Raw genomic sequence first — 12,540 nt, forward strand, 5'->3', positions numbered from 1 at the left:
TTGCAGTGCGTAGGATGGGTTGAGCGGAGCGATACCCATCGGATGGGTATCGTCACCACTCGGCCCCTCAGGAGCAGCCCAGGGGAGGTCAGGACTGCGGCGCGGCTTCGCCGGTCTGGCCGACCCGCTGTTCGATCCAGCCTCCCCCCAGGGCCTTGTACAGCTCTACTTCGCTAGTCAGTTGCGCCAGGCGGTCGATGATCAGGGCCTGTTGGGCGCTGAACAGCGAGCGCTGCGCGTCGAGGAAGGTCAGGTTGCTGTCGATGCCGGTCTGGTAGCGACGCTCGGCCAGGCGGTAATAGTCCTGGCTGGCGGCGACCAGGTCGTACTGGGCCTGGATCTGCTCGCGGTAGGTAGTGCGGGCGGCGAGGCCGTCGGCGACTTCGCGGAAGGCGGTCTGGATGGCTTTTTCGTATTGCGCCACCTGGACGTTCTTCTGCACCTCGGCATAGTCGAGGTTGGCCTTCAGGGCGCCGGCGTTGAAGATCGGCAGGCTGATCCTCGGGCTGAACAGCCAGGTACCGGAGCCGGCATCGAACATGCCCGACAGGTCCGGGCTCAGGGTCCCGGCATTGGCGGTCAGGCTGATGCTCGGGAAGAACGCCGCACGTGCCGCGCCGATGTTGGCGTTGGCGGCCTTCAACTGGTGCTCGGCGGCGAGGATGTCCGGGCGCCGCTGGAGCAGCTCGGAGGGCAGGCCGGCCGGCAGTTCGTTGAGCGGTTCGGCATCCAGGTCGAGCGGCTTGGCCAGATCCTCGGGCAGATTGTGGCCGAGCAGCAGGGTCAGCGCGTTGCGGTCCTCGGCGACCAGGCGCTTGTACTGGGCTAGGCGCACACGAGCGCTTTCGACCGAAGTACGCGACTGACTGAGGGCCAGGGCCGAGGCGACGCCGACGTCATGGCTGCGCTTGGTCAGGGCATAGCTGGCCTCGTAGGTCTGCAGCGTCTCTTCGGTCAGTTCGAGCAGGGCCTGGTCCGCCTGCCAGGTGAGGTAGGCGTTGGCGACGCTGGCGATCAGGCTGATCTGCGTGCTGCGGCGTGCTTCCTCGGTGGCGAAGTACTGTTCCAGCGCTGCGTCGCGCAGGCTGCGCAGGCGACCGAACAGGTCGAGCTCCCAACTGGTGCCGATGGTCGCCGAGTACTGGCTGCTGATGGTGGAGTCACCGGTCTGCGACAGCCGTTCCGGGATGCGCTGGCGGGTGCCGTCGGCATCCGCCGATACCGACGGGAACAGGTCGGCGCGCTGGATGCGGTAGAGCGCCTGGTAGGCCTCGACGTTGAGCGCCGCGGTGCGCAGGTCGCGGTTGTTGTCCAGGGCGACCTGGATCAACTGGCGCAGCGCCGGGTCGTGGAAGAACTCGCGCCAGCCCTGCAGGGCGGTGGACTCGCCGCCGGTCTCGCTGGCCGGCGGGTAGGCCTGGCCTTGCGGCCAGGCATCGGCGACCGGCGTTTCCGGGCGCTGGTAGTCGGGGATCAGGCTGCAGCCACCGAGCAGGGTGGCGGCTACGGCCAGGGACAACAGGGACTGCCTCACTGCACCACCTCCTTAGTGGTTTCGCTTGCCTCTGCCTTGGGTTTCTTCTCGAACAGCGAGCAGATCAGCACGTAGAACAGCGGCACCCAGAAGATCGCCAGGACCAGCGCGCTGAGCATGCCGCCGATCACTCCGGTGCCGATGGCGTGCTTGCTGCCGGCGCCGGCGCCGCTGGAGATGGCCAGCGGCAGCACGCCGAGGATGAACGCCAGGGACGTCATGACGATGGGGCGCAGACGCATGCGGCATGCTTCCATCGCCGCCTGGGCCAGCTCGACACCCTGTTCGTGCAGGCTCTTGGCGAATTCCACGATGAGGATCGCGTTACGCGCCGACAGGCCGATGGTGGTGAGCAGGCCGACCTGGAAGAACACGTCGTTGGAGAGGCCGCGCAGGCTGGTGAACAGCAACGCGCCGATGATCCCCAGGGGTACGACCAGCATCACCGAGAAGGGGATCGACCAGCTCTCGTACAGCGCCGCCAGGCAGAGGAACACCACCAGCAGCGACAGCACGTAGAGGGCTGGGGCCTGGGCGCCGGACAGGCGTTCCTCGTAGGACAGCCCGGTCCAGGCATAGCCGACGCCTTCCGGCAACTGCTTGGCGATTTCCTCCACGGCGATCATCGCGTCGCCGGAGCTGTAGCCGGGGGCCGCCTCGCCGAGGATTTCCACCGCCGATACACCGTTGTAGCGCGACAGCTTGGGCGGGCCGTAGGTCCACTTGCCGCTGGCGAAGGCGCTGAACGGCACCATCTTCCCGTCGCTGTTGCGCACGTACCACTTGTCCAGGTCCTCCGGCGACATGCGCGCGGAAGGCTCGCCCTGCAGGTAGACCTTCTTCACCCGGCCACGGTCGATGAAGTCGTTGACGTAGCTGGCGCCCCAGGCGATCGACAGGGTGCTGTCGATGTCCGACAGGCTCAGGCCGAGTGCGCGGGCGCGCTCGTCGTCGATCAGCAACTGGTACTGTGGCTCGTCGCGCAGGCCGTTGGCACGCACGCGGTTGAGCACCGGGTGCTGGTCGGCCAGTTCCAGGAAGCGGTCGCGGGCCTGGTTGAGCACTTCGTGGCCGACGCCGGCCTGGTCTTGGAGGAACAGGTTGAAGCCGGTGGCGTTGCCCAGCTCCATCACCGCCGGCGGGGCGAAGGCGAACACCATGGCGTCGCGGAAGCTGAAGAAGTGTTCCTGGGCACGGTGGGCGAGGGCGGCTACGCCGTTCTCGGCGCCCGGACGCTCATCCCAGGGCCTGAGCATGATGAAGGCCATGCCCGAGCTCTGGCCGCGGCCGGCGAAGTTGAAGCCGGTGACGGTGAATACCGACTTGACCACGTGATCTTCGTCTTTCAGCAGGTATTCGCGCATCTCGTCGACCACCGCCTGGGTGCGCTCGGCGCTGGAACCGGCAGGGGTCTGCACCTGGGCGAACAGCACGCCCTGGTCTTCCTCGGGGAGGAAGGCGGTGGGAATGCGCGTGAACATCCAGGCCATGATCGCCACGATCACGAGGTACAGCAGGAGATAGGGCGTCTTGCGCCTGAGCACTGCGCCGACGCCGCGCTGGTAGGCGTCGCTGCTGCGCTCGAAGTTGCGGTTGAACCAGCCGAACAGGCCGCCTTTCTCGTGGTGCTCGCCTTTGGCGATGGGCTTGAGCAGGGTGGCGCACAGCGCCGGGGTGAAGATCAGCGCGACCATCACCGACAGGGCCATGGCCGAGACGATGGTGATCGAGAACTGCCGGTAGATCACCCCGGTGGAGCCGCCGAAGAACGCCATCGGCAGGAATACCGCCGACAGCACCAGGGCGATACCCACCAGCGCGCCCTGGATCTGGCCCATGGACTTGCGGGTGGCCTCGACCGGTGGCAGGCCTTCCTCGCGCATCACCCGCTCGACGTTCTCCACCACCACGATGGCGTCGTCCACCAGCAGGCCGATGGCCAGGACCATGGCGAACATGGTCAGGGTGTTGATGCTGAAGCCGAACGCCGCCAGCACGCCGAAGGTGCCGAGCAGCACCACCGGCACCGCCAGGGTGGGGATGATGGTGGCGCGCAGGTTCTGCAGGAACAGGAACATCACCAGGAACACCAGCACGATGGCCTCGAACAGGGTCTGCACGACCCCTTCGATGGAGGCCGAGATCACTGGCGTGGTGTCGTAGGGGAAGACCACTTCCATGCCCTGCGGGAAGAAGGGCTCCAGGTTGGCGATGGTCTCGCGTATCCCCTTGGCGGTATCCAGGGCGTTGGCCCCGGTGGCCAGCCGGATCGCCAGGCCGGAGGCCGGCATGCCGTTGAACTGGGCGTTGATGGCGTAGTTCTCGCCGCCCAGCTCGACCCGGGCGACATCGCCCAGGCGCACCTGGGAGCCGTCGCTGTTGACCTTGAGGAGGATGTTGCGGAATTCCTCGGGGGTCTGCAGGCGGGTCTTGCCGATGATGGTGGCGTTCAGTTGCTGGCCGGGCGCGGCCGGCAGGCCGCCGAACTGGCCGGAGGACACCTGTACGTTCTGCGCCTGGATGGCGGTGCGCACGTCCACCGGGGTCAACTGGAAGTTGTTCAGCCGGGCCGGGTCGAGCCAGATGCGCATGGCGTACTGGGCGCCGAACACCTGGAAGTCGCCGACGCCCTTGGTCCGCGAGATCGGGTCCTGGAGGTTGGAGACGATGTAGTTGGACAGGTCCTCGCGGGTCATGCTGCCGTCGGCGGAGATCACGCCGATCACCAGCAGGAAGTTGCGCACCGACTTGGTCACGCGGATGCCCTGCTGCTGGACTTCCTGGGGCAGCATCGGGGTGGCCAGTTGCAGCTTGTTCTGCACCTGCACCTGGGCGATGTCCGGGTTGACCCCCTGTTCGAAGGTCACGGTGATTTCCATGCTGCCGTCGGAGTTGCTCGACGAGCTGATGTAGCGCAGTCCGTCGAGGCCGTTGAGCTGCTGCTCGATCACCTGCACCACGGTGTCCTGCACGGTCTGCGCGGAGGCGCCCGGGTAGCTGACCTGGATGCCCACCGCGGGGGCGGCGATGCTCGGGTACTGGTTGATCGGCAGCCTGAGGATCGACAGGGCGCCGGCGAGCATGATCACCAGGGCGATTACCCAGGCGAAGATCGGGCGGTCGATGAAGAATTTCGACATGGTGGTCCTACCTCAGCGCGAGTTCTGCGCGGGAGCGGCGGCGACGGGTTGCTTGACGTTGCCGGCGGGAACCGCTTCGACCTTGTCGCCAGGGTGCACGAATTGCAGGCCTTCGGTGATCAGGCGATCGCCGGCCTGCAGGCCGGAGTTGATCAGCCAGCGGTCGCCGACGGTGCGCTCGGCCTCCAGCAGGCGGCGCTCGACCACGTTGTCGGCGTTCACCACCAGGGCGACCGGGGCGCCGGAAGTGTCGCGGGTCACGCCTTGCTGCGGGGCGAGGATGGCCTGTTCCTGCAGGCCTTCGACCAACTGAGCGTGGACGAACATACCGGGCAGCAGCTCGTTCTCGGGGTTCGGGAACACCGCGCGCAGGACCACCGAGCCGGTGCTGGCGTCCACCGAGACCTCGGAGAATTCCAGGGTGCCCTCGTGGGCGTAGAGGCTGCCGTCCTCCAGCTTCAGCTTGACCTTGGCGCCATGCGCACCGGCCTTCTGCAGGTGTCCGCTGGCCAGTTCCTTGCGCAGGCGGAGGATGTCCTTGGTCGACTGGGTGACATCGACATAGATCGGGTCGAGCTGCTGGATCACCGCCATGGCCTCGGCCTGGCCGTTGTTGACCAGCGCGCCCTCGGTCACCGAGGAGCGGCCGATGCGTCCGGAGATCGGCGCCAGGACCTTGGTGTAGCGCAGGTTGATCTGCGCGCTGTCCAGGGCTGCCTGGTCACGCAGGTAGTCGGCCTGGGCCTGGTCGTATTCCTGGCGGCTCACCGCCTGGTCGGCGACCAGTTCCTTGTAGCGTGCCGCCAGGGCCTTCGACGACTTCAGCGCGGCCAGCGCACTCTTGTAGGTCGCCTCGTAGGTGGCGGGGTCGATCTGGTAGAGCTGCTGGCCGGCCTTGACCTCGCTGCCTTCGGTGAACAGGCGCTTGAGGATGATGCCGTTGACCTGCGGGCGCACTTCGGCGATGCGGTAGGCGTTGGTGCGTCCCGGCAGCTCGCTGGTTTGCGCGAACGGCTGGGCCTGCAGGGTGACGACGCCAACTTTCGGCGTGTCCTGGGCTTGTTGGTCGGGCTGTTGTTCGCAACCACTGAGCATCAGCGTTGCCAGGGCGATGCCGGTGAGCAGTGTGGTGAGGGCTGGTTTGAACGACATGGAATGCTCTCGTTTCGGTGCGCGACGGCACCCGTAAGCGTGGAGGTTTTCTTAAGGAAAACGAAAAGTTAGCAGGCTAACCACGATACTTACATTCAAGAGTGTCTGTAAACGTTTTTCAGTGTGACAGGATGTCACCAATCCCCCGGGGTGACGGGCTCGGGAAAGGTGCAGATTAACCGGGTTTCGGCTGGCTGGAGATGCAGCGGATGGATGGCAGTGAAGCTGCCTGTACCGCGAGAACCAGGGCGTCCGCCGGGTGCGCCGCGTTGCACGACACCTCCGGCGGAGCGGGGAGGGTCAGGCCCGGAACGGCGACTGGCTGAGAATTACTCCGGTTTCCGCAACATACTGTTGCCAATGCTCTATCAGCTCGGCAAGTTTTTCCGGGCGTTTTTCAGAAAGGTCGTGGATCTCGCCGGGATCGCTCGCCAGGTCGTAGAGCTGCCAGGTCTCGGGACCCACCGGCGCGGGGATGTACACCGCCTTCCAGTCGCCCTGGCGGATGGCGCGCATGCCGAACAGCTCCCAGCCGGTGACGGTCTGCTCGCCGTGCACCCGCTCGGTCTCGCCGGACAGGTAGCCCAGCCAGGAACGCCCGCGCACTTCCGCCACCTCGCGGCCGCGCCAGCGCTTGCCGGGATGGCGCACGCCGGCGAGGTCGAGCACGGTCGGGGTGACGTCCATAACCGTGCCGAAGCCATGGCTGATCTGTCCCTGGCGCTGGAACTCGGGATAGCGGATCAGCGCCGGCACGCGAATGCCGCCCTGGGTGGTGAAGGCCTTGTGCAGCCGCGACGGCGCGGTGGCCGCCTGGGCCCAGCGCGGGCCGTACCAGACGTAGGAGTTGGCGCGGCCGATATTCTCCAGGCGGTTGTCGTAGTGCTGGTCGAGGAAGCTTTGCAGGTTGGGGCCGAACTTCGGGAAGGCCTCCAGCAGGGCGCCCTCGGCGCCGTTGTCGGACATGAACAGGATGAAGGTATTGTCCAGCAGGCCCTGGAGACGCAGGTAGTCGAGCACCCGGCCGATGTTCCAGTCCATGCGCTCGACCATCGCCGCGTAGACCTCCATGGTCCGCGCGGAAATCCGCCGCTGCTCCTCGCTGAGTTGTTCCCATTCCTGGTTGATGGCGACCACCGGATGCGCTTCGACCCAGGCCTCGGCCAGGCCCAGCTCCTTGAGCCGTGCCAGGCGCTCCAGGCGCAGCGCCTCGGGGCCGGCGTCGTAGCGGCCGCGATAGTTTTCCACCACCTCGGCGGGAGCCTGCAACGGCCAGTGCGGTGCGGAGAACGGCAGGTAGGCGAAGAACGGCCGGCTCTGGTCGCGTTCCTTGAGGTACTGGAGCAGCTTGTCGGCGAAGGCGTCGGAGGAATAGAAGTCTTCCGGCAACTGCTCGATGAACCGGTCGTCCTCGATGTACAGCGCCGGTGTGGCCTTGAGGATGCCCGGCGTGGTCTCGTCGTAGGGCGGTTCGTAGCCGTAGTGGTTGGCGGCGCCGGGCAGCAGCGCGAAGGAACGCTCGAAGCCGCGCGCGTGGGGCGCCAGGTCGCGGGTCAGGCCGAGGTGCCACTTGCCGCTCATCAACGTCTGGTAGCCGGCCTCGCGCAGCAGCTCGGGCAAGGCCACCACGCGGTCGTTGAGGTGACCTTCGTAGCCGGGCTTGCCGATCAGTTCCGGGGTCAGCGCCTCGGCCATGGTGCCCAGGCCGGCGATATGGTGGTCGGTGCCGGTGAGCAGCATCGAACGGGTCGGCGAGCAGGTCGGCGCGGTGTGGAAGTCGGTGAGCCGCAGGCCCTCGGTGGCCAGGGCGTCGAGGTTCGGCGTGTGGATCTCGCCGCCGAAGGCGCCGATATCGGAGAAGCCGAGGTCGTCGGCGAGGATTACCAGGAAGTTGGGGCGTTTGGACATGGGGGCTCCGGTGTGGGGCTGGGGTCATTGGGCCCCCGCGTGCGCGAGAGCGACGGAGGCGCCGGCGCTTCATCTGGGTCCCCGCGTTCGCGGGGATCCACTGAACAAGACCGATCAATAAGCGATGAACGCCAGCGGCAGGTCTTCCACCCGCACTGGCGGCGCACGGTACTCGCCGTTGCCGGTCAGTTCGTGGAGCAGTTCTTCGCGCAACTGATGGAACTCGAAGCTGGCCCGCGTGCGCGGATGCGGCAGGTCGATGTCGACGATGCGCTTGATCCGTCCGGGGCGCGGCTCCAGCACCACCACGCGGTCGGCGAGGAAGATCGCTTCCTCGACGTCGTGGGTGACCAGCAGGGTGGTGATGCCGGCGCGCTCGCGGATCGCCAGCAACTCGTCCTGCATCTGTTGGCGGGTCAGCGCGTCGAGGGCGCCGAACGGTTCGTCGAGCATCAGGATGCGCGGGCTGGCCACCAGTCCACGGGCGATCGCCACGCGCTGCGCCATGCCGCCGGACAACTGGTGCGGATAGGCGCGCTGGAAGCCGTCCAGGCCGACCAACTGGACCAGTTGCTCGACGCGGCGGAAGCGTTCGGCCTGGGTCAGTCCTTCGTTGGCCAGGCCGAGGGCGATGTTCTGCTCGACGCTCAGCCAGGGGAACAGGCGGTGTTCCTGGAAGACGATGCCGCGCTCGCTGCCGATTCCGGTCACCGGCTGGCCGTCGACGAGGATCTCGCCGCTGAACTCGGTGTCCAGTCCGACCAGCAGGCGCAGCAGGGTGGATTTGCCGCAGCCGCTGGAGCCGACGATGGCGATGGATTCTCCTTCGCGGATGTCGAGATCGAAGTCGCGGATGGCCTCCAGCTCGCCGCCGTCGACGGCAAAGTGCTTGCCGACCTGGCGGAAGCTGACGATGGGCGTGTCGAAGGGTGGGTGGGTCAGCGAATTCATGCGGTTCTCCAGCGCGTTGCGCGCGCTTCGATGCGTTGTCCTAGGGCGTTGAGGGCCGCGCCGGTGAGGCCGACCACCAGCATGCCGGCCATCACCAGGTCCATGCGGAACAGTTGCTGGGCACCGATCATCAGGCTGCCGATGCCACCGCCGGAGGGCATGAAGTACTCGGCGCCGATGGTGCCCAGCCAGGCGTAGATCAGCGAGAGGCGCAGGCCTGCGAAGATTGCCGGCGCGGCGCCCGGAAGGATCAGCCGGTGCAGGCGCTGCGGCAGGCTCAGGCGCAGCGCGCGGGCCGCTTCGCCGAGTTGCGGCGAGAGGCCGGCGACGCCGCGCTGGGTAGCGATGAACAGCGGGAAGAATGCGGCGAGGGCGACGAACACCAGCTTGGCCGCCTCGCCGAGGCCGAACCAGGCGGTGAGCAGCGGCACCCAGGCGAAGATCGCCACTTGGCGGAAGGCGCTCAGGCTCGGCCCGAACAGGCGTTCGGCGCGCCCCGACAGGCCGAGCAGCAGGCCGAGCAGGGCGCCCAGTCCGCCGCCGATGGCCAGTCCGCCCAGGGTACGGCCAAGGCTTTCGGCCATGGCGCCGGGCAGGCTGCCGTCGAGCAGGCCCTGCCAGGTGGTCAGCACCACGGCGGCGGGCGCCACCAGGATATTGCCGTCCAGCCATTGCGCCGAGCTGGCAAGTTGCCAGAGCGCCAGCACGGCGAGCGGCAGCAGCCAGGGCTGCACCCGCTGCCAGCCGCGTCCGCCGGGGCGGCGGCGGAACTCGGCGGTCGGTGGATGCGGCCAGTGCACCAGGTGGCGCTCGACCAGATCGATGCCACGGTCCATCAGCACGCCGGCCAGGCCGATGATCAGGATGCAGACGAACACGATATCCAGCATGAACAACTGGCGGCCCCAGACCATCAGGTAGCCGAGCCCTTCGCTGGAGGCCAGCAGTTCGACCGCCAGCAGCGACGACCAGCCGGTGGCCAGCGCGATGCGCAGGCCGGCCATGAACGAGGGCAGTGCCGCCGGCACGGTCAGCCGCCAGAGGCGCAGGTGGGCGGGCAGGCGCAGGGTGGCGGCGGCTTCGCGCAGCCTGGGCTGGGCGTCGCGCACGCCGACCAGGGTATGCAGGGTCACCGGCACCACCACTGCCTTGAACAACACCACCAGTTTCAGCGCCTCGCCGATGCCGAACAGCAGCATGAACAGTGGAATCCAGGCCAGGGTGGGAATCTGCGCCAGGGCGGCGAAGGTGGGAAACACCAGCCTTTCGGCTCGCGCGCTGGCACCCAGCCAGGCCCCCAGCAAGGCGCCGCCGAACACCCCTGCGAGCAGGCCGAGGCCGAGTCTTTGCAGGCTGATCGACAAGTTGAACCAGAGGTCGCCCCGGGCCAGTTCGACGGCGCTCTGCCAGACCAGCGCGGGTGCCGGCAGGATCTGCTCGGACATCCAGCCGAAGCGGCTGGCCAGCCACCAGAGCAGCGCCAGGGCCAGCGGCAGCAGCCAGGGTTGCAGGCGGCTGCCGAGCCTGCCCAGGGAATGGGAAGCCAAGGGGCGCCAGGCGGCGGGGAGGGCGAAGGTCCAGGTGCTGGCCATGGAAAGGATTCCGGAATTGTGGAGCGAGAAGCGCGAGGGCTTATCTATATTCCTTCAAGGAATATGAATTCGTATTTATGCGTTTAATTTGGATAAGCAGGCATTTAATGGCTGTGTCCGGATCGCAGCAAATGCCTTCGGGGAATATTTTTTATGCCCTGCGGGCATCTTTCGCGGAGGACGCGTGTGGACTGATATATCTCTATTAGTTACTAAAAAATAATTTATTAGTATTTATAAGAATTTAAACGGTTGTGCCTAACTCGCGCCAAATGCCAATGGACTCGCGCAGGAGCAACCACCATGAAAGCCGTTCTCAATTCCTTCCTGGGACTATTCGCCTCGCCGGTGCTGATAGGCCTGCTGGGCGCCTTCCCCTCGACCACCTCGGCGGCGCCCGAGCCGGTCAAGGAAATCCGTATCGCCGTGCCCGACCTGAGCGCCGGCACCAATAACAGCGGTGGTGGTGTGGTGGACGTGCTGCGCGACCAGCAACTGCTGGAGAAGGCCTTCGCCGACCAGGGTATCCAGATCATGTGGAGTTTCTTCAAGGGCGCCGGCCCGGTGATCAACGAAGCCTTCGCCAACGGCCAGGTGGACTTCGCCTATCTCGGCGACCTGGCGGCGATCATCGGCAAGTCGAGCGGCGTCGATACCCGCCTGCTCAGCGGCACCGCGCGCAATATCAAGAGCTACCTGGGCGTGGTGCCGGGTTCCGGGATCACCGACCTGCAAAGCCTCAAGGGCAAGCGCGTGGCACTGTTCCGTGGCACCGCGAACCAGTTGTCGTTCGACGCGGCGATCGCCAGCCAAGGCCTGAGCGAAAGGGACTTCAAGATCATCAACCTGGACTTCAACGCTGGCACCGCGGCGCTGGTGGCCAGGCAGGTGGATGCTTCCTGGGGGCTGTCCAATCTCACCGCGCTGCGCGCCCGCGGGCTGATCGAGATCCCGTTGAGCACCAACGACCTCGGCGGTGCCGGCAGCATCCAGAGCGTGCTGGTCGGCTCCGGCGCGTTCGTCGACGCCCATCCGGAACTGGTCACCCGCCTGCTCGCCGCCCAGGAGCTGGCTCTGCAATGGTTGACGAAGGAGGAGAACAAGGAGGCTTACATCCAGTTGGTGTCCCAGTTGGCCAGCTACCCGCCGGTGATCCTCCAGGAAGACCTGAAGGAAGAGAAACTCGCCACGCTGTTCCGTTCCGAACTGGATTCGGTGTTCCTGGACCGTCTGCAACGGTCGGTCGACCTGGCCGCCGAGCTACGCCTGATTCGCAAGCCGTTCGTGGTCAGGGAATGGGCCGAGCCGCGTTTCCTCGAAGCGGCGACCAAAGGACAGGTGCCGGCGGCGGTCCAGGCGGCGCGTTGAGGGGCGTCGGAGGTGGGCGACACGCCCCTCACCCTAACCCTCTCCCGGCGGGAGAGGGGACTGTTCAGTGTGGTGCGATAGCTCGGTGCTTGAATCCGACCTGGGACTGGCTCCCTCTCCCCTTGGGAGAGGGCTGGGGTGAGGTGCGGACTCAACAACCAGAGCCAGTCAATCCACGCTCCCCACCCGCCGATCGCCGAACTGCTTGCGGAACCAGTCGTTGAGCATGACCTTCTCGGCATACAGGCGGTCGCTGCTGTTGACGGACCGGCCGGGGCGTTGCAGGTAGGACATGTCGCTCAACCGCGCATCGCCGCTGGCCAGCGGCTTGCCGTCCTGGCTCAGCTCGTAGTGCAGCTTCATGCTCGGCCAGGTGATGTCGCGCATGAAGCGCACATCGTAGGCGTGGGCGCGCCAGGGTTCGTAGCGGCCGGCCAGGTCGATGTCCTGCACGTCGATGCGCAGGGTCTGGCCCGGGCCCAGGTAGCGCTCGCCGAGCTTCTCGAAGGTGGCGCGGATTTCCTTCAGGACGAAGTCGTCGGCGCCATATCCGTAGCCACGTCCGCGCAGGTTGGCGTCGCGGAATTTCTCGGGATTGGTGAAGCTGACCTCGACGGCGGATTGCGCCGCGAGTTGCAGCGGCAGGCCAGCCAGCAGCGAGCAGACGGCCAGTGCGGTGAGGGTAGGGGCAAGACGCATCGCACACCTCCTGGCGCGGCATCGCCCGGGTCGCGCCTGAGTCCAGTCTACGCCGCTGGTGGGTGGGGGCAACTCTCTCCGGGGGGGTTCTTTTATTGGGTTCATCGCGCTTTCCCGGGGAAGGCGGCCTTGATTTTCAGGAAGAAGTAGTCCGAGTCCCGGAAGCCATAGGCCATGCGTTTGATCACCTTGATCC

Annotated in this window: 8 protein-coding genes; 1 reads left to right on the forward strand and 7 read right to left on the reverse strand. The window is 66.5% G+C overall.

The window, feature by feature from the left end; genetic code table 11:
- Nucleotides 1–88: 88 nt before the first annotated feature.
- From adeC to PSEWESI4_RS24370, 6 genes are all read right to left on the reverse strand, one after another.
- Nucleotides 89–1,534 carry an AdeC/AdeK/OprM family multidrug efflux complex outer membrane factor gene (adeC, locus tag PSEWESI4_RS24345; RefSeq protein WP_187673827.1) on the reverse strand — a complete coding sequence of 482 codons (1,446 nt, stop codon included), beginning with the start codon at nt 1,532–1,534 and terminating at the stop codon, nt 89–91.
- Nucleotides 1,531–4,674 (reverse strand): efflux RND transporter permease subunit, encoded by a 3,144-nt coding sequence (locus PSEWESI4_RS24350; RefSeq protein ID WP_187673828.1) that lies wholly within the window; start codon nt 4,672–4,674, stop codon nt 1,531–1,533. Before PSEWESI4_RS24350 ends, adeC begins: the two co-directional genes overlap by 4 nt.
- A gap of 12 nt (nt 4,675–4,686) precedes the next feature.
- Nucleotides 4,687–5,826 carry an efflux RND transporter periplasmic adaptor subunit gene (locus PSEWESI4_RS24355; protein ID WP_187673829.1) on the reverse strand — a complete coding sequence of 380 codons (1,140 nt, stop codon included), beginning with the start codon at nt 5,824–5,826 and terminating at the stop codon, nt 4,687–4,689.
- Nucleotides 5,827–6,126: 300 nt separating this feature from the next.
- Nucleotides 6,127–7,734 (reverse strand): arylsulfatase, encoded by a 1,608-nt coding sequence (locus PSEWESI4_RS24360; protein WP_187673830.1) that lies wholly within the window; start codon nt 7,732–7,734, stop codon nt 6,127–6,129.
- A 114-nt stretch (nt 7,735–7,848) separates the two neighbouring features.
- Entirely contained in the window at nt 7,849–8,685 is an 837-nt protein-coding gene (locus PSEWESI4_RS24365; protein ID WP_187673831.1) for an ABC transporter ATP-binding protein, read from the reverse strand.
- Nucleotides 8,682–10,277 (reverse strand): ABC transporter permease, encoded by a 1,596-nt coding sequence (locus tag PSEWESI4_RS24370; protein ID WP_187673832.1) that lies wholly within the window; start codon nt 10,275–10,277, stop codon nt 8,682–8,684. Before PSEWESI4_RS24370 ends, PSEWESI4_RS24365 begins: the two co-directional genes overlap by 4 nt.
- Nucleotides 10,278–10,580: 303 nt before the next feature.
- Here PSEWESI4_RS24370 and PSEWESI4_RS24375 point away from each other — a divergent pair, with 303 nt between their 5' ends.
- Nucleotides 10,581–11,645, forward strand: a complete 1,065-nt coding sequence (locus PSEWESI4_RS24375; protein WP_187673833.1) for an ABC transporter substrate-binding protein — start codon at nt 10,581–10,583, stop codon at nt 11,643–11,645.
- A 168-nt stretch (nt 11,646–11,813) separates the two neighbouring features.
- Here PSEWESI4_RS24375 and PSEWESI4_RS24380 read toward each other — a convergent pair whose 3' ends face one another.
- Entirely contained in the window at nt 11,814–12,344 is a 531-nt protein-coding gene (locus PSEWESI4_RS24380) for a DUF3016 domain-containing protein (protein ID WP_187673834.1), read from the reverse strand.
- Between the last annotated feature and the right edge of the window lie 196 nt (nt 12,345–12,540).

Origin of the sequence: Zestomonas carbonaria (genome assembly GCF_904061905.1) — a bacterium.
In the GTDB taxonomy this organism is placed as follows: Bacteria; Pseudomonadota; Gammaproteobacteria; order Pseudomonadales; family Pseudomonadaceae; genus Aquipseudomonas; species Aquipseudomonas carbonaria.

What these genes read in the sequence shown, in the direction of transcription:
- PSEWESI4_RS24370 (WP_187673832.1), bottom strand. Translation starts at nt 10,277, where the DNA reads ATGGCCAGCACCTGGACCTTCGCCCTCCCCGCCGCCTGGCGCCCCTTG.
- PSEWESI4_RS24360 (WP_187673830.1), bottom strand. Translation starts at nt 7,734, where the DNA reads ATGTCCAAACGCCCCAACTTCCTGGTAATCCTCGCCGACGACCTCGGC.
- PSEWESI4_RS24380 (WP_187673834.1), bottom strand. Translation starts at nt 12,344, where the DNA reads ATGCGTCTTGCCCCTACCCTCACCGCACTGGCCGTCTGCTCGCTGCTG.
- PSEWESI4_RS24350 (WP_187673828.1), bottom strand. Translation starts at nt 4,674, where the DNA reads ATGTCGAAATTCTTCATCGACCGCCCGATCTTCGCCTGGGTAATCGCC.
- PSEWESI4_RS24365 (WP_187673831.1), bottom strand. Translation starts at nt 8,685, where the DNA reads ATGAATTCGCTGACCCACCCACCCTTCGACACGCCCATCGTCAGCTTC.
- PSEWESI4_RS24355 (WP_187673829.1), bottom strand. Translation starts at nt 5,826, where the DNA reads ATGTCGTTCAAACCAGCCCTCACCACACTGCTCACCGGCATCGCCCTG.
- PSEWESI4_RS24375 (WP_187673833.1), top strand. Translation starts at nt 10,581, where the DNA reads ATGAAAGCCGTTCTCAATTCCTTCCTGGGACTATTCGCCTCGCCGGTG.